The sequence below is a fragment of the Nocardia elegans NBRC 108235 genome (assembly GCF_001612845.1).
Taxonomy (GTDB): Bacteria; Actinomycetota; Actinomycetes; order Mycobacteriales; family Mycobacteriaceae; genus Nocardia; species Nocardia nova.
In genome coordinates, this window is sequence record NZ_BDBF01000013.1 from 57,068 (window position 1) to 80,326 (window position 23,259).

Here is a 23,259-nt window from a genome sequence, read left to right on the forward strand (position 1 = left end):
TCTCGCACTCGCATTTTCCTGATCAAGGAGACAACAATGCCCAAGGGAATTCTCTACGTCGAAACCCGTCCCGCCTCCGACGAGCAAGCCGCCGCGTACCACCAGTGGTACGAGGGAACGCATATGCAGGAGATGCTCAGTCTCGACGGAGTGGTCGCCGCCCGCCGGTTCGCACCCGTGGACGGTGAGAACGTCTATCTCGCCGTCTACGAAATCGAGGCCGACGACATCACTTCCGTCCAGGCGCAATTGGCCGCAGCGAGCAAATCCGGCACCTTCTCCACCCCGGTCGGGGTGCAGACCGATCCGCCGCCGACCGTCCGGCTCTATCGCGAAATCATCACGCACACAGCCTGATTCGCGGCTGCAGAGAACGATGCTACGAGGTGACCATGCCTGCACGACATCAGCTGTTCATCGGTGGTGACTGGGTCGCGCCCGCGGGTGCCGAGATGATCGAGGTGATCTCCCCGCACACCGAGCAGCCGATCTCCGCCGTGCCGGCCGCGTCCCCCGCGGACGTCGACCGCGCGGTCGCGGCCGCACGGGCGGCATTCGATCACGGCCCGTGGCCATGCCTGGACCCGTCCGAACGCATCGCGGTCGTCCGTCGGCTGGCCGCGCGATACGAGACCCGGCGCGAGGAGATCGCCGAGCTCATCACCGCCGAAATGGGGGCGCCGATCACCTTCTCCCGCTCCGCTCAGGCGCGACTGCCCGGCGCCTTGATCAGCGCGTTCGCCGACCTCGCAACCGAACATCCCTGGGACGAAACCAGGCCCGGGCTGCTCGGCGCCGACGTCACCGTGCGCCGAGAGCCCGTTGGAGTGGTGGCCGCTATCGTGCCATGGAACATGCCGATGTTCACGACAGTGGTGAAGCTGATCCCGGCATTGCTGGCAGGGTGCACCGTCGTGCTCAAACCCGCCCCCGAGACACCGCTGGACGCTTATATCCTCGCCGAACTGCTCACCGAACTCGAGTTGCCCCCCGGCGTGGTCAGCATCCTGCCCGGAGATCGCGAGACCGGCAGCTATCTGGTGGCGCATCCGGGGGTCGACAAGGTGTCGTTCACCGGCTCGACAGCCGCCGGCCGTCAGGTAGCCGCGGCCTGCGGAGCCGCATTGCGCAAGGTCAGTCTCGAACTCGGCGGTAAATCCGCGGCCGTCGTACTCGATGACGCCGATCCCGAAGCGGTCGCTGCCGGTATAGCCGTGGCCGGCCTGATGAACGGGGGACAGGCGTGCGTCGCGCAGACTCGAATCCTGTTACCGCGGAACCGGTTTCACGAATTCGTCGATGCATTGGCCGACATGGTCGATTCGCTCGTGGTGGGCGACCCGGGGAATCCCGCAACCCAGGTCGGGCCGATGGTCGCCGAGCGCCAGCAACGACGCGTTCGCGAGTACATCGACAAGGGCCGACACGAAGGCGCACGACTGGTGGCCGGTGGTTCCGACTTGCCCTCCGGTATCGATCGCGGCTGGTACGTCCGGCCTACCTTGTTCGCCGATGTCGACAATTCGATGTGCATCGCGCAGGAGGAGATCTTCGGTCCCGTGCTCTGCGCGATTCCCTACCGAGACGACGACGAAGCGATCGAACTCGCCAACGCCTCCGACTACGGCCTCTCCGGCTCGATCTGGACACCCGACATCGACCGCGCTACCGCCGTCAGCCATCGAATCCGCAGCGGCACACTGGGAATCAACCAGCCTTACAGCATGGACCCGGCCGCGCCTTTCGGCGGAGTCAAGGCCAGCGGCATCGGCCGTGAGTTCGGGCGCGAAGGCCTCGACAGTTTCATCGAAACCAAATCGATATCCACCGCACCGAGCCTCTGACCATGTGCCACGCTGGTGATTCAACGGGGATATCTGTGGCGACGGCGCGGATATGCCGTGCCCCGACCCTGTGCCGGCGGTACCGACCAAGCGATCCGGATTCATCGACACCGACGGGAAGCTGGTCCTGCCCGAAGGAGCCCGGCTTGCGGAGACCGGTCCGCAGTGGCCGTGTGCTGACAGGTGTCTCGCGGTCTCAGTCCGCCGTCGCGGGTTGCTCGGCGGGCAGTTTGATTGCCGAGACATACATTTCGAGGATCGGTCGGTAGAGGTCGAGGTTGTCGAGTTGGCTGCCGAGTTCGACCGCGTCGGTGGTGGCGATGAGTATGTTCGCGAATGTCAGTGCGGGGATCGACAAGGTGGCGCCGATTCGGTCGAGCCCCTCGGCGACGAAGGTCGCCAGCGCTTGCGCCACTTGTTGTCGTCTGTCGGCGACTCGCTCGCGTACGTCGGGGTTGCGTAGCAGGTACAGGGTGAACTCATACCCGAGCGCTGCTTGCGCGGCCCCGCGTTCGTTGCTGAGTTGGCGCCACCGCTGCGCGATCTCGTCGAGTTCATGGGCGCCGACCTCGGTCGCCGCGGCGATCACGTCGGCGAAGGTGTCGAAGTAGCGGCGCCAGTAGCGCTCGTTCACTGCCAGGAAGAGGTCTTCCTTTGCGGTGAAGTGCTTGTAGATGGCGCCTTTCGTGTAGCCGGCGGTGCGGGCGATGTCGTCGAGTGTCGCCGACATGAAGCCCTTTTCGGCGAATACCGCCTCGGCGGCATCCAGCAGGAGAGATCGAGTGTGCTCGAGGCGTCGCTCCACAGTCCACCGTTCCACCATGCGGATCAGTCTACTCAGTCTCCGGGAAACCCATTGGATTCTTAGATACCCACTGGTATATTGGCTGGGTCGGCGGCCACGCCGAGGCGATCTCCCCGCCGACGAGACGCTCTGGCTTCCAGGACGTCGACCCTCGCTGCGGCCTTGCGTATGCGCTACGGCCGGAGGCGTGAGCGCTGCAACGCGACGATCGAAAAGGAGACGGTGTCATGAGCGGACCGTCCGACAGCAAGACCAACCCCCTTGTCACGGAACCCGTCCCTGAGGCGATCGCACTGGGCTCCCAGGTTCGGTCCCGGGGCAAGCCGGTCCGGATCTGGGCTGTGATCGGCGGTGTGATCCTGGCCTTTCAGCTGTATGTGTGGATTCGGTGGGTGACCGGCCCGTATTTCGAGCGGGTGCCCAAGGGGCCGAGTGACCCGCCGACGTTCATGAAGGCGATTCTGATCACGTGGACGGCGGTGATCATTGTCGGTCTCCCGGTCGGGATCTATTACTTCATCATCCGGCCGTGGCGGCGGGAACGTCGCATCACGCTGGACGGCATGTTATTGGTGGCCTGCGGATTGTTGTGGTTTCAGGATCCGCTCCTGAACTACTTCAATACGTGGAGTACCTATAACACCTGGATGTGGAATATGGGCTCGTGGGTCCAGTACGTCCCGGGCTGGCATTCCTACGGAGAACCCGGTCGCATGATGGCCGAGCCCATTCTGATGAACGCGCCGGGATATTCCTACGGTGTGCTGCTGTGCACGATATTGGGCTGCTGGATCATGCGCCGTGCGAAGAAGCAGTGGCCGCGGCTCAACAATTACGGGTTGATCGGCGTGCTGATCGTATGGACGTTCATCTTCGACTTCGTCATCGAGGGACTGTTCCTGATGCCGATGGGGCTGTTCACCTACCCCGGTGCGATCAAGTCGCTGTCGATCAACGCCGGTACCTACTATCAGTGGCCGTTGTATGAGGGGTTGATGTGGGGTGGAGTGCAGGCGGGGCTGTGCGCGCTGCGTTATTTCACCGACGACCGTGGCCGGACATTCGTGGAACGCGGGTTGGAGCGCATCCAGGGCGGGTTCGTGAAGCAGCAGTTCACGCGCTTCCTGGCCATCTTCGCGGCGTGCAGCATCTTCTTCTTCGTGTTCTACAACATTCCTGCGCAGTGGTTCGGCATGCACGCCGAGTCCTGGCCCGAGGATATCCAGAAGCGCTCGTATTTCGATATGGGTATCTGTGGTGAAGGGACCGGCCGGTTGTGCCCCGACCCGGCGCTCCCGATACCCGGAAAAGACAGTGGCTATATCGATCCGCAGGGCCGGCTGGTGCTACCGCCCGGCACCGAGCTTCCGAAAACCATTCCATTCGATCGGGGAAATTGAGATGCTGACCGACAACCATGTCGTGCGTACCGGCACCGAGGCCCCGCCGTTCTACAAGGCGGTCGGTGACGAGGTGGAGGTCTTCGGCGCCGCGGCGCGCCGCGGCCTGCCCGTACTGCTGAAGGGCCCCACCGGATGTGGCAAGACCCGGTTCGTGGAGGCCATGGCGGCCGGGCTGGACCGGGAACTGATCACCGTGGCCGGTCATGAGGATATGACGTCGGCGGATCTCGTCGGCCGCTTCCTGCTGAAGGGCGGCGAGACGGTGTGGGTGGACGGTCCGTTGACGCGGGCAGTGCGCTCGGGCGCCATCTTCTACCTGGACGAAGTGGTGGAGGCGCGTCAGGACACCACGGTGGTGATCCATCCGCTCGCCGATCACCGCCGTGAACTTCCGGTCGACCGGCTCGGCACCACGTTGTCGGCGGCACCGGGCTTCCAACTGGTGATCTCCTACAACCCCGGCTATCAGAGCGTGCTGAAGAACCTCAAGGAGTCGACGCGCCAGCGGTTCGTCGCGATCGAACTCGGATTCCCGCCCGCCGAGATCGAGACCGAGGTGGTCGCTCACGAGGCCGGGATCGACGCGGGTACGGCCCGGACGCTGGTCACGTTGGGCAACGCCATCCGCAACCTGGACGGTTCGCCGCTGCGGGAGGTGTCGTCCACTCGAATGCTGGTCCTCGCCGGCGGTCTGGTGGCCGAGGGGCTCAGCCTGCGCAGTGCCGTCCAATCGGCCATCGTACAAGCGCTGTCCGACGATCACGAGATCGTCCGTGCTCTCGGTGAACTCGTCGACGCCGTCCTGCCTCGATCATGACAGCCGACCCGAACGACCTCGACCGGTTCCGGTTGCTGGCCACCTATCTCGCCGGCCGGGCGGTCGAGATCGCGCCGGCGCCTGCCGATGCGGCGGCACATACCAACGGTCAGACCGTCTTCGTCCGGGCGCGCACGCCGAGCGACCAGCGTCGAGAGGTGGTGGTCCAAGCCGCGTTGCTCGGTGCGGGCAGCCTTGATCAATCCGTCGTGAAGTCGTTGCGGGCGCGTCCGGCGGTCGCTCGCCGCTATCTGGCTCTGGAAGGCCGCCGCGTTCTCGGGGATCTCGCCGACCGGTTTCCGCTCGTTGCGGAGTCGGATCTCGGTGGCCGCCCGCTGACGTCCACGCCCGACGAGTCACTGGCGGTGGCCAGAGGTCGAGGTGCGGTCGCCGATCCGCCGGATTGGTTCGGCGTCATCAAACCCTCCCGTCTGCTGGCGCCGGTGGCCGGAGCGGGTGGGCGGCCCACCGACCGTGAACTCCGCCTGGAGTTCGATCCCCTCGACATCCCGGAGGAAGAGGCCGACGGTGACGTCGAGCAGTCCGGGGAAAGCAAGATCGCGAAGCTGTTCGAGAATCCGCTGTTCAGTTCGCGTACCCTCATGGACTTCTTCCGTAAACAGTCGGGGAGTACGAGGTCGGCCGGGGACGGGCCGGCCGGTGCCGAGGCGCCTGTCCGAGCGGTACGTCGTGCCCGCATGGTCGGGGTCCAGGCGCGGCCGCTGCCCGCGCGGATCCATTTCACCGACGACGGCAAGCCCGGTGCCGCCGTCGGCGTGGGCGGGGCCCTGTATCCGGAATGGGATGTCCACCACCAGCGCTACCGTCCCGAGTGGTGCCGGGTGATCGACTTCCCCTTCACCGCCGACGCCGACATCGCGGCCGCCGGTGTCCTGGCCGACGATGTGCTGCTGCGGCGCCTGGCCCGGGTCGGCTTGGGCCCCAAGGCTCTTCGCGGCCGCCCCGACGGAGACGAACTCGACTTGGAGGCGCTGATCGACCTGTTCGTCGATCTGCGCTCGGGCCACTCGCCTCCCGAAAACGTCTACCGCGAGCACCGCAAACTCGAACGCGATCTCGGTGTCCTGATCCTCCTGGACGCCTCCGGATCGGCTACCGATACCGACCCCGACGGTCTCGCCGTCCACGACCACCAGCGCCGCGCGGCCGCCACGCTCGCGGTCACCCTCGAAGAACTCGGCGACCGCGTCGCGGTGTACGCGTTTCGATCGCAGGGCCGCCACGCGGTGCATCTCCCGGCGATAAAAACGTTCGGGCAGCGTTTCAGCGCGCTCGGGCGAGCCCGGCTGAACCAGCTCCAGCCTTCCAGTTACACGCGTCTCGGCGCCGGTATCCGGGGTGCAGGCGAGATCCTCAAATCCCAAGCGGGAACGCGCAATCGATTGTTGCTCGTGCTGTCGGACGGGTTCCCCTACGACGACGGCTACGAAGGCCGCTACGCCGAAGCCGATGCCTACAAGGCGCTCGAAGAACTCCGCGGCGACGGTGTCGGGTGCCTGTGTCTGTCTCTGGGCGCGGGCACCGACACCGAGGCGCTCGAACGCGTCTTCGGCTCCGCCGGCTACGCCAATGCCGCCACTCTCGCCGAGCTGAGCCCCCGCATGGACGACCTGTTCCTGGCTTCCTTGCGAGAGCTCAGAGCACCGAAGCCGGCGCGCATGTGACGCGGCAACCCGACGAAAGGACGAGTCGATGGATGTGATGCCACTCGAGCCCGCCGGCCGCGTACAGGGAGTGACCGCCGCGGTGGACGCGATCGCTCGTGCGCACCAGCACAGTCTGCGAGGGTGGTTGGTGGTCGTGGCTCACCATGTGGACGACGTGGTGGATCTCGCCGGGGGCTGGCTGTTCGACCGCGCCATGGCCGGATGTGATGTCTCGGTCCTGATCGCTCATCCACACGATCCGGTGCCACTACGCGTACTCGGCGCCGCAGTTGTCGACCTCGCGACGGTGCCTGCCTCCTCGCACGATGCCACACCGCAACAACTGGCGGTCATCGGCGACGAGCGAACCTTCGACGACGCGGTACGCCGCTGGATCAACAGGTGCCTCGGCACCGGCTACCCCGAGACGACGCTGTGGGGCGATGTCCATGACCCCGATCTCGAGGGGCAGACCGAACCGGCGCAGCATCAGGCGAGCCTTGCCGCGCTGGCATTCAAAACTCGGGCCCACGCTCTCGCCGCGGGCCGCGCGGGAGTGGTCGATGACGCCCCGATCTCGGGTATCGAGTCGTTCCGTGCCGTCGGCCCGGCGCGGTCGGTGTCCGCCGCAAGAGGCCGGATCCGCAACGACTGGCGAGCGATGCTGCAACCGCCGCCGGAGAGGACACGACAGTGAACACCGAACAGGCTGCGGCACAAGCCGATCGTGCCCGCTACCATTTCGACCGGCATACACCCGAATACCGATTCCAGTTCCGGGCCATCACCGAAGACATGCACGCCCGCTGTCCGCTGGCATGGACGGATACCTACGGCGGGCACTGGGTTGCTGCCGGGAACCGCGAAGTCTTCGAACTGGCTCGCTGCCCCCATGTGTCCAACGACCGCGACGTCCACGGACAACGCCGTGGCTACCAGGGCATCACGATCCCCTCCGGCACGCAAGCCATTCCCATGCGCAGCGGCATCCTTGAAATGGACGATCCCGAGCACCGGCTGTTCCGGGCGGTACTCAACCCATATCTCTCGCCCAGCGCCGTGAACCGATGGCTGCCGTTCATCGACGAACTGATCCGCGCCTGCCTGGACGAGAAGATCGAATCCGGACGCATCGATTTCGTCGACGACCTCGCCAACATCGTGCCCGCGGTTCTCACCCTCGCCATGCTCGGCATCCCGCTGGCCAAATGGTCCGTCTACAACGGACCCGCCCACGCCTCGGTCTACACCCCACCCGACTCACCGGACATGCCGCGAGTCACGAAAATGAACATGGACATGGGCATGGACTTGCTGGCAAATCTCAACGAGATCAGGGAGCACCCGCGCCCGGGGCTGATCCACGCGCTGGCCACCATGCGCATCGACGGCGACAAACCCGACGATCTCGACCTGCTGGGCATTCTCGCGCTGCTCATCGGTGGCGGATTCGACACGACCACGGCACTGACGGCGCACTCGTTGGAATGGCTGTCCCAGCACCCATCCGACCGCGAAACCCTGAGCAGCCAGCGAGACCTGCTCCTCGACTCGGCCACCGAAGAGTTCCTGCGCTATTTCACCCCGGCACCGGGCGACGGCCGAACCGTCTCGGCCGACTGCGAGATCGCGGGACAGCAACTCGCAGAAGGAGAACGGCTGTGGCTCTCCTGGGCGATGGCCAACCGCGACGCCACCGTATTCGCCGATCCACACTCCGTCGTTCTCGACCGAAAGCGCAACCGCCACTTCAGCTTCGGCCTCGGAATTCACCGCTGCATCGGATCCAACGTCGCTCGAGTCGTTTTCAAACGCATGCTCATCGCCGTGCTCGACCGCATGCCCGACTACACCTGCGACCCAGCCGGCACGGTGCACTACGAAACCATCGGGATCATCCAGGGAATGCGCAAACTTCCCGCCACCTTCACCCCGGGGCGACGTCTCGGAGCCGGACTCGACGACACCCTCGACACACTGCAACGCATGTGCGATGAACAGCGCCTCGCCGCCTCGGCCGAAAGCATCCCGTAACCGGTCCACCGACTATCGACCGGTGCCCGAACATGGACCCCTCACCCACCGAGTAGAAAGCAACATCCATCATGGCCCCATCCATCCGGACAGCAGAGAATTCGAACGGGTCCCGAACCGGCCCAGTGCTGGTGACCGGGGCGTTCGGGCTCGTCGGCACGGCGACCGTACGACGGCTGCTCGATACCGGCCGCGAGGTTGTGGCCACCGACCTGGATAATCCTAGGAACCGTCGCGTGGCCCGCGGAATCGCCGACACCAGGCTGCGCGTTCACTGGGCCGACCTGACCGACCCGGAACAGGTGGATGAGCTGATCACCACTATCGCGCCGACAGATGTCGTGCACCTTGCAGCGATCATCCCGCCGCTGTGCTACCGCTACCCCGATCTGGCCGAGGCGGTGAATGTCGGCGCGACCGCCGCGCTGGTGCGCGCTGCCGAGAAGTCGCCCGCCCCGCCGCGATTTGTGCAAGCCTCCAGTATCGCCGTCTACGGTCCGCGGAACCCACATCGGACTGACGCTGTGCTCGCACCCGATACCCCGATCCGGCCGATCGACGTCTACGGGACGCAGAAGGGAGAAACGGAAAGATTGTTGATCACATCATCACTGGAATGGATCGTCTTGAGACTTGGTGGGGTGCTGTCCGTCAGCGGTGGACTCGCCATCAACACCGACATGCTCCGTTTCGAGGCTGCACTGCCGGCGGACGGCCGGATCCAGACCGTGGATGTCCGCGACGTCGCCGCTGCGTTCGAATCCGCGCTGACTACGCCTGCGACACGGGAAGTCTTCCTGATAGCCGGAGACTCCTCACATCGGCAACGCCAGCACGACGTCGTCAGCTCCGTCACCGCCGCACTCGGTTTACGCGATGTGTTCCCCGACGGCATAGTCGGCGACCCGGACAACGACGAGCACTGGTTCACCACAGACTGGGTCGACACCGAGCGGTCCCAGCAGGTCCTCGCATTCCAGCAGCACTCCTGGCCCGGCATGCTCGAGGAAATTCGTGTGAAAGCCGGCCGGTACCGACCCCTGCTCCGCGCCGCGGCGCCCCTGGCGCGTGCCTGGCTGCGCCGAACGTCGCCTTACCTCGGAAAGCACCGAACATTTGCTGATCCCTGGAACGCTGTCACGACCATGTTCGGGAACCCGTATCCAGAATCGGCATGACCCTCGGTCTCTCGATCCGCCCGCTAATCGCTGGATGGCCTGCGACCAGCTCATATCCGCCGGATTGGTGCTGGTGTTTCGACTCGAGAAGCGTTCGGCCGCTCATTCCTCGCGTGCACCTTCCCGTCTTGCTTGCCGGACCCGATCGGTCTGGCAGTACCAAGCCGTCCCGTCGTTGTCGGGGCTGCTTGCCACCCCCACCGTCGTCTCCCGGATCGGGCTGCCCCCAGTTTCATCCGGCCGCTGCGACGACCGCATGGTGCAGGTCTTCCACCTCCACTCGGTTGAACAGCGCCTCACGGCGCTGGATGTTGCGGGTCAACGCGCAGAATGCTGCCTACGAACTTCGCAAGGGTGGAACCGTCCCATGGCTGGTGGGCTCGTCCCATGGTTCCTTCGGTGCATCGAACCTCTTCCGCGCGGACCACTCGGGGGGCACCACAGGCGTTGTCGACCACCGTGCTGACCACTCGGCGGAACGTTTGTGGCGTCGCCCAGGCGTCAATTTCGCTCGCGCGGCCTGCCAGACCGGGCGGTGGCGGCGTTCGACGCCGCGCTGCTGGTTCGGTTTCCGAATTGTACTGCTGCGCAGAGAAGTTGAGTTGTAGGACAAACTGTCGGAGCTTGCTGTTTCTGCGGCTCGGGATCGCTCCCTCAGCGTTCGCATGTCAGCGCCGATCTGTCTCGGACATGTCGGGATATGGTGCTCGGGATCGAGCAAAACCCTTGTTGCGCCATCGGTGGCGCCACCGCTACGTACACCTGCCGATATGGTCCGAGGAGCGGGCCCGGGCGAAGGAGGCGGCGATGGTTGTGACGATGGGGGCGGGTGTCGCCGCACCGGGATGGTTTACGCAGGCCATTGCGGAACTGCCCGAACATCGTGAGGTCGACGTCGGGGGCGGTGTCGTTCATTTGCGGTGCTGGGGCCGGGCGGGGACGGCCGGTGTGGTGCTGGTGCACGGCGGATCGGCGCATTCGGGCTGGTGGGACCACATCGCTCCGCTGTTGGCGGGTACGCATCGTGTGGTGGCGCTGGATTTGTCCGGTCACGGTGACAGCGCCGTGCGATCCCGATATCCGATCGAGGGCTGGGCGGACGAGGTGATGGCCGCTGCCGAGGCCGGCGGGATAGCCGGACGGCCGTACGTCGTCGGGCACAGCATGGGTGGGCGAGTGAGCGCCGTGGCGGCTGCTCGGCATCGGGAATCGCTCGCGGGTCTGGTCGTCATCGATTCTCCGTTTCAGGAGCCGTCGGAAGAGTCCATCGTCCGGCAGTTGCTCCACCGGCCGAAGACGTACCCGACGCGGGATGAGATCTGTGGTCGGTTTCGAACCGTCCCGGACCAGGCGGTTCTGCTTCCTTACGTCGCGCGGCACGTGGCGGAGGAATCGGTGCGAGACAGCGGTGCCGGGTGGGGCTGGAAGTTCGATCCCGAGATGTTGCGCAAACGCCTCGAGGACGGGCGTATCCCACCCCTCGGCTCGCTGCGGGCCGTGGAGGCATCCGTGCTCTACATCCGGTGCGAACGCGGTGTGGTGGCGCGGGAGCGGGCGCTGCAGATCGCGAGCCTGTTCGGGCGACCCGCGACGGTGGTCGAATTGGCCGAGGCCGGTCATCACCCGATGATGGATCAGCCGCTTGCGCTGGTGGCGACCTTGCGGACCGTCCTCGCCCAGTGGGATTCGCGCGTTCGACCGGAATAACGGCGCAACCCGGTCCGTTCGACGTCTTATGCCGAAACCTTTCTCGGAAGCCGAGCGTCAAGAGTTCCTGGCGGGCAAGCACATCGGAGTGCTGTCGGTCGCCGCTACCGACGGGCGTCCGCCCGCCACCGCACCGATCTGGTACGACTACACCCCGGGCGGCAATATTCGCATCAACACCGGCGCGGCACGCCGCAAGGCCAGGCTGGTGCGTGAAGCCGGCGTGGTGACACTGACGGTGCAGCGCGAAGAGTTGCCCTATCAGTACGTCATCGTCGAGGGCACGGTCGTCGAGGCCGTCACCCCCTCGCCCCGGGACGCGCGGGTGAGCATCGCCAGCCGCTATCTCGGTCCCGAGGAGGGCCGCGCCTTCGCGGACCGGATGGACGGCAACGACTCCGTACTGTTCACCATCCGCCCCGACCGCTGGATCAGCCAGGACTACTCGGGTGATCTCTGACAGCACTGTTCGGGCGTCCAGCCCGGAGATCGACTCGGCGACGGCGCAGGCGACGCGCGAGAATTCGGTGGCCGGCCACATGAATCGTGCCGCCGGACAGGCCGTCGGCCTGATCAACGACTGCGCGGCGCGGGCGATATCGTCCGCCGCCTGACCGAGGAAGCGGTCGCGGCACTGGAGAACCCTGCCAAGCGAATCAAGCTGTCCGACTGAACTATCGCCGCCCAATTCGCCGACGCCCGCATACCACCGTCGTCCACCGTGTCGAACGCCGGGGACCGCGGACGTCGTGATGTTTCGCCACGAAGTCGTGATCACACCGTGCTGATCGAAGGGAGCGGCACGGAGGCGTTCGCCGATGACGCCGAGCTACCATCTGTTTCGCTCTCTGGTTCCGAATAAGACTCCGCTTCAACGACTTCCGAACAGCCCTGGCGTGCGAGCAGTGCATTTCGATGCGATGTTCACGCGAAAGCCACTCGGGCACTCGGATGTTTACTGGACGGTAGCCATGGCTAATCCGTGGCCGGGGCCTCCCTGTTTCACCCGATCGAAACTGCTCGACCTCTCACCGATGCACCCCTGACCGATTACTCGTTCCGGACCGCATCGGTCGCAAGTCAGAATGTTCGTCGAAAGGATTGAGGGACAGTGCATTACCTATGTTCGAGCTCGGCCATGGTTTCGCCGGCCGGTGGTGGCCGGTGACAGCCGAGATGGAGATCCTCGAACTGACAGACGAGTTCTACCAGGATCCGCATGCGACCTATCGGGCGCTGCGCGAGCGCGGCCCCCTCCATCGCATTCGATTGGACGGTGTCCTCGGCTGGTTGATCGTCGATCACGACGTGGCCAAGCAAGCCTTGGCGGAGCCGACCATCAGCAAGCGCATCGGGTCGCCCGAGGGCCAGGCCGTGCTGGCCAAGAACGGTGCGGCCGAGATGTTCAACACCGCCATCAACGACAACATGTTGTTCGCCGATCCGCCACAGCACACGCGTCTGCGCCGCCTCGTGGCGAAGGCGTTCGCGGGGCCCGCCATCCGCGATCTGCAACCGAGAATCAGCTCGATCGCCGACACTCTGCTCGACGGCATCAGCGCGCGAACGACTGTCGACCTCATCGACAGCTACGCGTTCCGGCTGCCGATCGCGGTGATCTGCGAGTTGCTCGGGGTGCCCGACGACGACAAGGCAGACTTCCGTTCGTGGACCGCCGTGGTCGTCAGCGACACCGCCACGAACGAGGAGCGCGCCGCCGCCGGGGTTGAATACTTCACCTACCTGACGGCGTTGATCGCCGAACGGACCGACGACCCCCGCGACGACCTGCTCTCCCACCTGATCATCGCGAAAGACCACGAGGACCGGCTGGACCACCACGAGCTCATCGCCATGCTGCTCCTGCTGCTGATAGCGGGGCATGAGACCACCGTCAACCTGATCGGCAACTCGGTACTCGAGCTACTGCGCGAGCCCGCGATCGCCGAGCGGTTGCGCGCGGACCCCGAAGCGATACCCGCCTACGTCGAGGAGATCCTGCGCTGCCAGGGGTCGCTGCACTTGGCCACGGCCCGGTACACCACCGCCCCGATCACGTTGGGCGATCGAGACATCGACGCGGACGAATTCATCCTCATCTCGCTCGCCGCCGCCAACCGCGACCCCGCCCGGTTCGCCGAGCCGGACCGCATCGACCTCGAACGACCCGAGAGCCGGCACATCGCCTTCGGACACGGCATCCATCACTGTCTCGGTGCCGCCCTGGCACGAATGGAGGCCACGACCGCGATCTCGAGGCTGCTGGCCACTTTCCCGGATCTGTCGCTCGACGGCGAATTCAGCGATCTGACGTGGCGAAAGAGCCTGTTGATTCACGGCTTGACCAGCCTGCCGGTCCGGCTGGCCGCACGCACGGATTCTCGGACCGGGCCCTTGACCGACACGGACCGCGTCTCCGTCATGGCCTGACCCGGCCGTCGACACGACGAGTGGTACATCGCGGCAATCCCATTCCGGCTCGCTCCCAGCGATGTACCACTCATCCGTGAGGGTGCCAGGAGAGCGACGCAGCTGGTCCTCGAACTCGACGTCGAGGCGAACAATCGCCTCTTCGATGTCGGCTCCCACCGCACGCGGGCCGGTGACGCGGTCATCCTCGAAGAGGGGGCGGGTTGTGACCGACTATCTGGCGACTTACGCGTCAGGAGGCTAGCGCTGGTGATCAGCCCACCCAGAAGGGCGTGGGCCAGTTCCACTGCTTGGGCAAGGCCGTGTGTCAGATCGGCCGGACTCGGCGATACTCAGCGATATTTCGGTGAGCGCCCCGTAGAAGGCGCTAGCGAGAAGTTTCGGGCTCGTGCGGCCGGATGTGGTGTGGTGCCGGTGGTGGCGTGTTCGGGTACGCCACAGCCGACCGCGTCGCCACAGCAGTCGCAGTCCGTTCCGGCCGAGTCGACCCGAACCAACACCGTGGCGGCGATGCACGGGGAAGCATTCGCCCATGCGAAATACCGGGCTTATGCGGATCAGGCCCAGCACAGCGGCGAGCCTCGGGTAGCGCAGGAATTCCGCACCGCGGCACAGACCGAGCTGTCGGATCATTTCACCCGCGAGGCCGATCTGGTCGGTCTGGGTGGTGACACCGCGGCGAATCTGCGTGACGCGATCGCCGGCGAATCCACTGAATCGACGACCATGTACCCGGGCTTCGCCGCACAGGCGACAGCGGCGGGTGACGCTGCGGCGGCGCAGCTGTTCTCCGCGATCGCCAGTGATGAAGCAGCGCACGTACGCGACTTCACGATCGCCTTGGCGACCCTCACCGGTCCCGCTGCGGGCGCCGTGGTTCCGGCGGGGCCCGATGTCACCGCGACGTCGATCACGCCGGGACCGGCGAAGTCGTCGGGTGCGACCCTGGCCAACCTGCGCACGGCCATGCAGGGTGAGGCGTACGCCTTCGCGAAATACAGCCGATATGCCCGCCAGGCTCGTGAGGCGGGGAACCCGCAGATCGCGCAGCTGTTCTCCCGCACCGCCCAGGTGGAGCTCGACGAGCACTTCGCCGAAGAAGCGACGTCGGCCGGACTGGTGGCCTCCGACGTTGCCGCCAATCTCACCGACGCGATAGCAGGGGAGAAGCACGAAGCCGAGTCGATGTATCCCGACTATGCCGCCCAGGCCGACAAGGCCGGAAACCCCCGGGCGGCCGACCTGTTTCGAGAGATTGCGGCCGACGAAAAGGCTCACGAGCAAGCCTTCCAACAGGCTCTCGATGCTCTGTGACCCGCCGGGACGCTGTCGCCGGCCCAGCGGTGGATTCTGTGGCTAGCAGTGCCCGATGGCTCCGATCACGAACAGTTTCATAACCCACTGCCCGCCCGCGTTGGTCCTCAACTGCGAGAACTTTCGTCGCCCCGCCGGGTGACACCGTGGGCTGTCTCGGCTTGATCCTGTCCAGTCGCCTACTCGGGCTTGCTCACGTTCGCAGCCAATCGATCCTGAAGCTCGGCGTGCCGAAACTGGTAAATCGGTCCCACTGTGCGTAACACGCCTCGCTCCCTGGCGTCCTCCAGAAACCGCATGAGCCGCAACGGCGTTCGGTGCCGTAGGGCCAGCTCGATCTGGAAACAGAAGGTTGGCCACGACGCGGTAATTGCGGGGGGTAAAGCGAGCATCGCGGCAAGTCCACCGAGGAGCCCGACCGCGAGCACGGCAGGCAACCCCAGATTGAATTGCATGCCGAAGCACAGTCCTGCCGTCAGCGCGCCGAACCCGCAAATGACCCCGAATCCGAGGCCGGCCATGGCGTCTTGCCTCCACGAGGCAACAGGGTCGTGCGCGCGGTTGTCGTCCTGGTTCGATGCGAACAACGAAGTCCCGGTCCCAAGCGTGAGCCAGAGCACCGTCCCGAGCACGAGCCACCACACGAGCGTGGGCTCGAGGTCGTTGATGAAAACAAGTACGTATCCGGTTCCGAGCCCGAGCGGGAGCGCCACGAACAATCCAGTGGTTGTGATCGGTGCCAGCCACCAGCGAGCAACGACCCGTTTGGGTTTGATCTCACTCTCGAGAATGGTCGAAATCGCGGACACGAGCCCAATGGCAAGCCCAACCGGCAGCCCGGACCAAATCTCCCTACCATCCGCGATCCAGTACGAAAGGCCGAGCAGGAAGCCGATGGGGATTGCGGTCACGAACCAGACGATCATTGCACGTGCAAACAGAGCGATCCCGTGGTCGGTCCATTGCCGGATGGTCCACCACGCCAGGTCACGACTTCCGTTCTGCTTCAGGCGGTCTGCGATGTAGCCGAGCGTTCGTTCCGCGGTCCGGACGGAGTATCGAGGCTTCGGGGCACCCGGTTCCCGGGTGTACGCGGCGATGAGCACCTGGTCGAGAAGGTGGCTCTCGATCCGCTTGGGTGTCGGAAAGCGCTTGCGATCGAGGAGTTCGTCGACCTTTCCGATCTGTGGGTAGGTGTCGCGCAGCAGGGTGACGGTGAGCGGTCTGTTCAGCGCTCGGGCGAGGGGGCTACGTGGATCGTCGTTGAGCTTTTCGGCGACGGCCTGCCAATTCGGCGGCGGCGGGGAGACAACGTGGCGCAGTAGGTAGTCGGCGGCGTCGGCGGGTCTCAAAGATCGGAGCTCGATGACGGCAGCACCCAACAGCGGCTCGTGCTGTACGGCGGCGCGGAACTCCTTACGCCGGCTGAGCAGTACCAGGCGGAAATCGGCCTTGTTCAGCGCCTTCAACGCGATCGGACGCAGCTGCTCAGGCATTTCATCGAGACCATCGAGGAACACCGCGATTCGGCTCTCCTGGACAAGCCTCTTCGCGTCGTCTCGCCGGAGCGGGAGGGTCTCGGCGAGTTTGTGGATGAGCCATTCGTTGACCGGTGTGGCCTCCGGGTCCCAGTTGTGCAAGGTGAACATCACCGGCACCGGAATCCCGGAGTGACACTTCTCGCGGAACTTCAGGGCGTCGAGTAGCAGGAGAATCGCGGCGGCGCTCTTGCCCGAACCCGCATCCCCAGTGATCACCAGTCGGCCGGAGGGCAGCCCGCCGTAGACGTCATACAGGGTGCTACGGTCACCCTCCTGCAAGGTAGTGCTGGTGATGACGGAAATGCCCGGTAGAGGGTCGAATCGCGGCCGCCCACCGCGCGTCGAGGTTGCCGCAGCCACAGGCACGGCAACAGAGAGCGCCGCTTGATGCCACCTGATCGGCAGCGGCTCGACCAATAGATCACGATCGTGCGCCTCCTTGGTCCATCGTTCGTGCATGCGGGCGGCCAATCGGTCAGCGAGCCGGTCCAGAGGCTCGGCAGTCCTCGACCAGAACGTCCTCACCACCCACACGGCGAGTGAGCAGACCGCCACGACCACGGCCACGACGAACTGACCGTATCCACTGGCGGTACTTTTCTCGGTCGGCTCGAGCAGCGTCACCCACAGGATCCACCAGACCGCCCCCAACGTGATCAGGCATGTGACTGCCAATATCAATCGACGCACGGACGTATACACTACTAGCGGCACACTAGGCCCGAAGTCGAACTTGTTGTCTCGGTTGATAACTCGCAATTTCGTTGGCCCGCTGTGGGTGCGGCACCATTAGGTCATGGGCCTCGGCTCCGCACGCCGGGTGCGCCGGATCGCCTGACCCGGTCCAAGAAGGCCGTAAGCGGCCAGGGAGCTGCCGAGGTAGCGAAAGACATCCGGAGACGTTGGCACAGCATGACGCTGCCGAGTTCCCTTGTTGACCACATAGATCAACTGGACTGCCCAGGTTTGCAGCTCACGCTCGGAACGCGGCCGACCGAGGTGTGCGACTCGGCGAGCTGATCGAATCTTCCTCTGCCGGTGGGCCGACGGTGGTGCCCACTGTGTCGTGACCGCCTCGGCCGCCCGAATCCGGTAGCGAATGCATGTGTGAAAGCGCCGCTCTAGGTGAGCGAAAAACCTTGCTGCGCCGCGGAATTCGGGATCGTCCGCGTAACGGGTTACGACTATTTGCACGGTGCCGCGCCGGAGACACTCGTGATATGAGCTGTCGCCGGTGGTGCCTCGCGCGGCGGGGCATCGAGGCTGGGGATCAGGAATCGTTGCAGCAGTTGTGTTTCGGTGTCGGGGTGGGCCGGCCACAGCAGCATCGAGACCATGGTTCGTATGAACCAGGTCGCGACGAGCGCGTCGTCGGGGTCGGTGCCCAGCAGGTCGGCCACCAGCGCGATCAGCGTGGGTGATTCGGAGAACCCGGTGACAGCCCGGGGACCGTGCTCGGATCCCAGGAACGCGGTCACGACCGGTTCGGCTCGGGCCTCGCATAACGCGACCGTGAGCGCGGTGTAGGTACGGTCGGTGCCGCTGCGGCGGGCGATCGCGGCTTCGACTTTCTCGATGATGCTGGTGGCTGCCCGGGCGAGCACGGTTTCGCGCAGGTGGGCGACGCCGCCGGTGTGCCGGTACACGGTGGCTCGCGAACAGTGAGCTCGCCGGGCCACGGAATCGACGGTCAGGTTGTCGAACCCCGCGCTGATGATCAGGTGTGTGGCAGCGCTGTAGATGTGGTTGGCGGCGCGATCATGCCGATCGGTGGCCAGCAGCCAGTCCATGCCCATCGTCTCAGTATGAGACGACACCGGCCGACGGACGGTGAGAAAACCACACGTCAGTCGATAGTGGTGAGACGAGCGAGTCGCGCCGGGCGCGCCCGTGTGTGTCGACTTCGTTCGCATGTCTTGTCCGTGAGACTTCCGCGCCGACACGGTGGAGCTGTGCGCGGCGCCTGCTCCCGAGTCGCCGCTGAGCTGTGAACGGAGACCGGAATGGCGTCACTCACGCAGGAAGCGGACACACAGGTGCTCCGATGGTCGGGGCGTCGGTGGCGCACCGTGGTCGTGTCGTGTCTGGCGGTCGCCCTGGTCATCGCCGCGATGGCCGCCCTCTACACGGCGCTGCCCGCGCTGGCGACCGACACCGGCGCCACGCAGGTGCAGGCGACCTGGATCGTCGACGGCTACACCCTGGCCCTGGCCTGTCTGGTCTTGCCCGCGGGTTCGATCAGCGATCGCTACGGCCGCCGCCGGGTACTGATCGCCGGGCTCGGGGTATTCGCCATCGCCTCCGCCGTTCCGCTGTTCATTTCGGCACTGGCCGGCCTGATCGCGGCTCGGGTGGTGGCCGGCGCCGGGGCGGCGATGGTGATGCCGTCGACCTTGTCGTTGATCACCGCGGGATTCCCCGAGCGGTCCGCACCCCGGGCGATCGGTATGTGGGCCGGGTTCGCGGGCGTCGGCGGCATGCTGGGCCTGGTCGGGTCCGGGTTATTGCTGCAGCACTGGTCGTGGCAGTCCATCTTCGGCGGACTTGCGGTCGCAGCGGTGATACTGCTCGCGGCAGCGTTCTCACTGCAGGAATCGCGAGCGGCAACCACGATCCGGTTGGATCCACTCGGAGCGATCACCTCGATCGCCGCGATAGGCATGCTGGTGTGGGCACTGATCGCCGCCGGCGACCGTGGATGGGGCGACCGCTGGATCCTGACCGCCATGGCCGGGGCCACCGTCGCCACGGTGGCCTTCGTCGTCACCGAGTTGTGGGTGCGCTCACCGCTGCTGCAACTGCGGCTGCTGGCCCGGCGCGGATTCTCCGCCGGTGCGGTCTCGATCACGATCCAATTCCTGGTCACCTTCGGGCTGTTCCTGATCAACGTGCAATACCTGCAGTTGATGCTCGGCTACAGCCCACTGGGCTCCGCACTCGCAGTCCTGCCCATGGGCGCCGGCGTGGTCGCCCTGTCGATATTCTCCCCGCGACTCGCCGCCCGCTACGGACTGCGTCTGCCCACCACGGCAGGATTCATCGCTCTCACCGCCGGACTACTGCTGATGAGCCGACAAACACCCGCCTCCGGCTATCCGGGAGTTCTCGTTCCACTGCTGGTCATCAGCTTCGGTCTCGGCCTGGCCGCCGCACCGGCCACCGCAGCCATCATCACCGAAACCGACGCCGATCACCACGGCGTCGCCGCCGCCGTCAACGACGCCGCCCGCGAGATCGGCGCCGCCATCGGCATCGCCGTCGCCGGCACCGTCCTCGCCGCCGGGTACCGGTCCACCGTCACACCTGCCCTCGAACACATCCCCGAACCCGCACGCACCCCGCTGGCCCACTCCCTCGCCGCCACAACACAACTCGCCGACCGAGTAGGACCCCGAGCGCAACCACTACTCGAAGTTTCCCGCGCCGCATTCCTCCACGGCCTTCACCTCACCGCCCTCACCCTCGCCGCCCTCACCCTCATCACCGCGATCGCTCTCACCATCTGGGCACCCGGACGACACCATCGAACGGCCACAAACCACGACAACGCCTGACCGACAACGCTTCACGGCGACTCGCCACCACCGAATCCCTGCCACACGACCGAAAACCGGACGCAACAACTCCGGTGCCACCTACGCATTCGGCATGAACTGACATGTCGCCCCCGTGTTCACAGTCACGATCGCGCGTAACCCGAACTCCTTCGAGCTTCAGTGGCATTCCCGGATCCGATTGGTCAACGGCCGCATAGTGTTCGCGGACGATATCTCGGGGTCGGTCTCACTGGCCTCCGGCCGGAGCCTTCGGCCGAGTCACAGCACTCGCCGGGCGCGGATAGCATTCGGAGGCGGCCGTCATCGCCTGATTTCGCAGAGGAGCTCTCCATGTCACAGCCACCGCGTGGCGACCAGCATCCCGTTGTGGTCGACTTCCGGGCCAAGCGGAGAGACAACTGGCAGCTGCGGGTGGCCGACTGGATCACGCGGTTCGCCGGGTCGATGCCGTTCGTCTATCTCCACGCGGCGGGGTTCGCCGGTTGGATGCTTTTCTGTGAGGACAGCCCGTGGCCGACACTGACGCTCGTGGTGTCGCTGGAGGCGATCTTCCTGTCGACGTTCGTCATGATCGGGCAGAATCGCGCGGCGGAGTTCCAGCAGTTGAAGGCCGACCACGACTTCGCCGAGGAAGAGTTGGAACTCAAGACCAATACCGAGCTCACCCGTGCGATTCACGAGATGACCACCGAGTTGCATCGCAGGATCATCATCGACGAGAAGGTATCCGGCGGCGCCGAGAAGCCTTGATAGTGCAGCCGTCCTTGCGTGAGGCTGCACTGACCTGGCCGACGCCGCCGACCGGATCGTTCGCTGATCAGTGCGCCTGTGTCCTGGTGTGAGTGTGCTGGGTGAGGAACAGGGCCGCGCGGTCGAGCGCCTCGTCCGCTTCGTCGAGCATGCCCGCGAAGGCCTGGAACACGTGCGGCACGTCGGCGGTGACGTCCAGGATGATGTCCACTCCCGCCGCCCGAGCCCGCGCGGCGAGGCGGGTCGAGTCGTCGAGCAGGATCTCGTTGGTGCCCACTTGGATCAGCATCGGGGGAAAGCCGGTGAGGTCGGCGAGGACCGCGGGGCTGAGCAGGGGTTGATGCGGGTCGGCGCCGGCGAGGTACATGGCCCCGGTGTGTTCGACGGCCTGCCGGGTGAAGATCGGATCGACGTCTTCCTTGGTGTGCATGCTTTCGCCGGTGCGGGTGGCGTCGAGGCCGGGGGAGAACGCGACGATGGCGGCGGGCAGCGGCAGGCCCGCGTCGCGGGCGGCCAGACAGGTGGTGACGGTGAGGCCGCCGCCTGCCGAGTCACCGGCGAAAGCGATGGTCGAAGGATCCATTCCGGTGTCGAGCAGGGCCCGGTAGGCGGCGAGGGTGTCCTCGATCGCGGCCGGGAACGGGTGCTCGGGTGCGAGCCGATAGTCCAGTGAGTAGGACGCGAAGCCGGTCTTGGCCACGAGCTGTCCGGTCAGCGACAGCGCGGTCTCCGGGGAGCCGAAGACGAAGCCGCCGCCGTGGAAGTACAGGATCGTCGCGGCGCCGGGCTCGTCGTCCGGCTCGACCCGCAGTGCGGGTCGGTTGCCGAGCGTCGTCGGCGCGGTGTGGATGTTCGCGGGGACGATCATCCGGGCCATCAGCGTCGCGAAGCCGGTGCGCAGCGCCTCGACGGACCGGGGGCCCGCGGGCCGCGGCTGCCGCAGCATCGCGTCGACGAGGGCCCGCTGTCGCTCACTCATGGTTGTGCTCCTCCCGGAAGTAGATTCCATTACACTATATGTCGTGGAATATAAATCGGGCGATGACGTCGACCTCACCCGCTTCTTCGCCGACTTGGTGCGGTGCGAGACGCGTCTGTACAACGCCCTCAACGACCGTCTGCGTGAGCGGCACGGGATCGTCACCTCACAGTTCGAGTTCCTGCGCTTCCTGCGTGATCGGCCGGGATCGCGCGTCGCCGACCTCGCCGCCGAATTCGCCATCGGAGTCGGTGCGACCAGCAAGGGCGTCGACCGTCTGGAGGCGCGGGGATGGGTTGTGCGGCAACCGAATCCGTCCGATCGCCGGTCCTCACTGCTGGCCCTGACCGCCGACGGCGCGCGGCTCTTCGACGCGGCGGAGCAGACGGTCGCGGCCGGCCTCGCCGAGCTGATCGGCGACATTGTCGACGGTTCCCCCGACACCGTCCGCGTCATCGCGGAACTACGGGTCACGTTGGAGCGCAACCAGATCGGCACGCCCACCGGCTGATCGCCCGTCCCCTCGATGCCATGCCGCGACCGCGGCACCCCCGCCGCGTGCGTCAGCGGCCGGTGGCGGAGTGGGAGTCTCCGCCGATTCGGGAAGATGAGGCCGCGGGGGAGCAGTAGGCCGTAGAGGGAGATGTCGAGGCTGCAGACGAAGCCGTTGCCGTAGGTGCCGTCGCTGCTGAATTTACCTATGTCGGCGAAGATGTTCTGTGCGTCCACCGCGGTGTGGTCGAGTCGGGCGCCGTTGGCCAGCAGGACGGTGAGAGCGTTGGTGGTGGCATCCTGTGCGGCAGCGATTTTCGGCTCGACCTGGGTGAGCATGTCGGCCATGGCGGCTGGAAACCGTTGAGCAGACCGGAGATATCGAAGGACTGCTCGGTCTGCTCGAGCGGTATCGATCCGTTGTCGGGAAGCGGGGCGGGGTTGCCCTCGCCGGGTTCGAGCGCCACATACCGTTGGCCGAGCAGATTCTGGTAGCGCGCCGATGCCCTGGTGTCGCCGAAGACGGTCTCCCCGCGCTGGAGGATGAATGTGACCGCGGCGTGGTTGTTTCGGTCGAGCGCGATCGTGGCGACCTTGCCGACTCGCACACCGGCGACGCGGACGTCGTCGCCGGCTGTAGTCCGAGGACGTCGCCGAATAGGTGTTGGTGGGGCCGGAGACGGTGCGGGCGAGCGTATTCCAGATCGTTGTGGTCACCAGGACCGCGACGACGGCGAACAC

21 protein-coding genes are annotated in these 23,259 nt (G+C 65.7%); 16 read left to right on the top strand and 5 right to left on the bottom strand.

The genetic code is table 11. The features are described 5' to 3' along the window. The first annotated feature begins 36 nt into the window (after window positions 1-36). Together NE2_RS11050 and NE2_RS11055 are read left to right on the top strand one after the other, a co-directional pair. Window positions 37-357, top strand: coding sequence for a DUF4286 family protein (locus tag NE2_RS11050; RefSeq protein WP_063025945.1), 321 nt, complete (start codon window positions 37-39; stop codon window positions 355-357). Beyond that, window positions 354-1,844, top strand: a complete 1,491-nt coding sequence (locus NE2_RS11055) for an aldehyde dehydrogenase (RefSeq protein ID WP_373862242.1) — start codon at window positions 354-356, stop codon at window positions 1,842-1,844. Before NE2_RS11050 ends, NE2_RS11055 begins: the two co-directional genes overlap by 4 nt. 196 nt (window positions 1,845-2,040) lie before the next feature. Here the strand turns inward: NE2_RS11055 and NE2_RS11060 are convergent, their stop codons facing one another. Beyond that, a complete protein-coding gene (locus tag NE2_RS11060; protein WP_063025846.1) occupies window positions 2,041-2,667 on the bottom strand; it encodes a TetR/AcrR family transcriptional regulator in 627 nt (208 codons plus the stop codon). Between the two features lie 209 nt (window positions 2,668-2,876). On the opposite strand from NE2_RS11060, the gene NE2_RS11065 reads away from it, so the two are divergent. From NE2_RS11065 to NE2_RS36685, 11 genes are all read left to right on the top strand, one after another. Beyond that, window positions 2,877-4,049 (top strand): spirocyclase AveC family protein, encoded by a 1,173-nt coding sequence (locus NE2_RS11065; RefSeq protein ID WP_063025847.1) that lies wholly within the window; start codon window positions 2,877-2,879, stop codon window positions 4,047-4,049. A gap of 1 nt (window position 4,050) precedes the next feature. Next, on the top strand, window positions 4,051-4,869 hold the full coding sequence (locus NE2_RS11070) for a CbbQ/NirQ/NorQ/GpvN family protein (RefSeq protein ID WP_063025848.1): 819 nt from the start codon (window positions 4,051-4,053) through the stop codon (window positions 4,867-4,869). Further along, window positions 4,866-6,554 carry a nitric oxide reductase activation protein NorD gene (locus NE2_RS11075; protein WP_063025849.1) on the top strand — a complete coding sequence of 563 codons (1,689 nt, stop codon included), beginning with the start codon at window positions 4,866-4,868 and terminating at the stop codon, window positions 6,552-6,554. The genes NE2_RS11070 and NE2_RS11075 overlap by 4 nt, the downstream gene beginning before the upstream one ends. 28 nt (window positions 6,555-6,582) lie before the next feature. After that, window positions 6,583-7,233, top strand: a complete 651-nt coding sequence (locus tag NE2_RS11080) for a hypothetical protein (protein ID WP_063025850.1) — start codon at window positions 6,583-6,585, stop codon at window positions 7,231-7,233. Further along, entirely contained in the window at window positions 7,230-8,570 is a 1,341-nt protein-coding gene (locus NE2_RS11085) for a cytochrome P450 (RefSeq protein ID WP_063025851.1), read from the top strand. Before NE2_RS11080 ends, NE2_RS11085 begins: the two co-directional genes overlap by 4 nt. Before the next feature lie 71 nt (window positions 8,571-8,641). After that, window positions 8,642-9,748 carry an NAD-dependent epimerase/dehydratase family protein gene (locus NE2_RS11090; RefSeq protein WP_063025852.1) on the top strand — a complete coding sequence of 369 codons (1,107 nt, stop codon included), beginning with the start codon at window positions 8,642-8,644 and terminating at the stop codon, window positions 9,746-9,748. A gap of 807 nt (window positions 9,749-10,555) precedes the next feature. Beyond that, window positions 10,556-11,455: an alpha/beta fold hydrolase gene (locus NE2_RS11095; protein ID WP_063025947.1), complete on the top strand. Its 900-nt coding sequence runs from the start codon at window positions 10,556-10,558 to the stop codon at window positions 11,453-11,455. Between the two features lie 28 nt (window positions 11,456-11,483). Then, window positions 11,484-11,915 (top strand): pyridoxamine 5'-phosphate oxidase family protein, encoded by a 432-nt coding sequence (locus tag NE2_RS11100; protein ID WP_063025853.1) that lies wholly within the window; start codon window positions 11,484-11,486, stop codon window positions 11,913-11,915. Beyond that, window positions 11,905-12,069, top strand: coding sequence for a hypothetical protein (locus NE2_RS35635; RefSeq protein WP_157110932.1), 165 nt, complete (start codon window positions 11,905-11,907; stop codon window positions 12,067-12,069). The genes NE2_RS11100 and NE2_RS35635 overlap by 11 nt, the downstream gene beginning before the upstream one ends. Before the next feature lie 550 nt (window positions 12,070-12,619). Continuing rightward, entirely contained in the window at window positions 12,620-13,885 is a 1,266-nt protein-coding gene (locus NE2_RS11105) for a cytochrome P450 family protein (protein ID WP_218018588.1), read from the top strand. A gap of 510 nt (window positions 13,886-14,395) precedes the next feature. Further along, window positions 14,396-15,199 (top strand): ferritin family protein, encoded by an 804-nt coding sequence (locus NE2_RS36685; RefSeq protein ID WP_063909363.1) that lies wholly within the window; start codon window positions 14,396-14,398, stop codon window positions 15,197-15,199. A 179-nt stretch (window positions 15,200-15,378) separates the two neighbouring features. Here the strand turns inward: NE2_RS36685 and NE2_RS11115 are convergent, their stop codons facing one another. Both NE2_RS11115 and NE2_RS11120 read right to left on the bottom strand, forming a co-directional pair. After that, window positions 15,379-17,364, bottom strand: coding sequence for a voltage-gated chloride channel family protein (locus NE2_RS11115; RefSeq protein WP_146165294.1), 1,986 nt, complete (start codon window positions 17,362-17,364; stop codon window positions 15,379-15,381). Window positions 17,365-17,924: 560 nt separating this feature from the next. After that, a complete protein-coding gene (locus tag NE2_RS11120) occupies window positions 17,925-18,536 on the bottom strand; it encodes a TetR/AcrR family transcriptional regulator (protein ID WP_063025856.1) in 612 nt (203 codons plus the stop codon). A gap of 207 nt (window positions 18,537-18,743) precedes the next feature. Here NE2_RS11120 and NE2_RS11125 point away from each other — a divergent pair, with 207 nt between their 5' ends. Further along, window positions 18,744-20,294, top strand: a complete 1,551-nt coding sequence (locus tag NE2_RS11125) for an MFS transporter (protein ID WP_084493960.1) — start codon at window positions 18,744-18,746, stop codon at window positions 20,292-20,294. 333 nt (window positions 20,295-20,627) lie between these two features. Further along, a complete protein-coding gene (locus NE2_RS11130) occupies window positions 20,628-21,047 on the top strand; it encodes a DUF1003 domain-containing protein (protein ID WP_030515869.1) in 420 nt (139 codons plus the stop codon). A gap of 67 nt (window positions 21,048-21,114) precedes the next feature. Here NE2_RS11130 and NE2_RS11135 read toward each other — a convergent pair whose 3' ends face one another. Then, window positions 21,115-22,026, bottom strand: a complete 912-nt coding sequence (locus NE2_RS11135) for an alpha/beta hydrolase (protein WP_063025857.1) — start codon at window positions 22,024-22,026, stop codon at window positions 21,115-21,117. A 43-nt stretch (window positions 22,027-22,069) separates the two neighbouring features. Between NE2_RS11135 and NE2_RS11140 the strand changes: the two genes are divergently transcribed. Beyond that, complete coding sequence (locus NE2_RS11140) at window positions 22,070-22,537, top strand: MarR family winged helix-turn-helix transcriptional regulator (RefSeq protein WP_218018589.1); 468 nt, start codon at window positions 22,070-22,072, stop codon at window positions 22,535-22,537. 187 nt (window positions 22,538-22,724) lie between these two features. On the opposite strand, the gene NE2_RS37035 is transcribed toward NE2_RS11140, so the two are convergent. After that, window positions 22,725-23,126 carry an MlaD family protein gene (locus tag NE2_RS37035; protein ID WP_233429740.1) on the bottom strand — a complete coding sequence of 134 codons (402 nt, stop codon included), beginning with the start codon at window positions 23,124-23,126 and terminating at the stop codon, window positions 22,725-22,727. Window positions 23,127-23,259 lie beyond the last annotated feature (133 nt).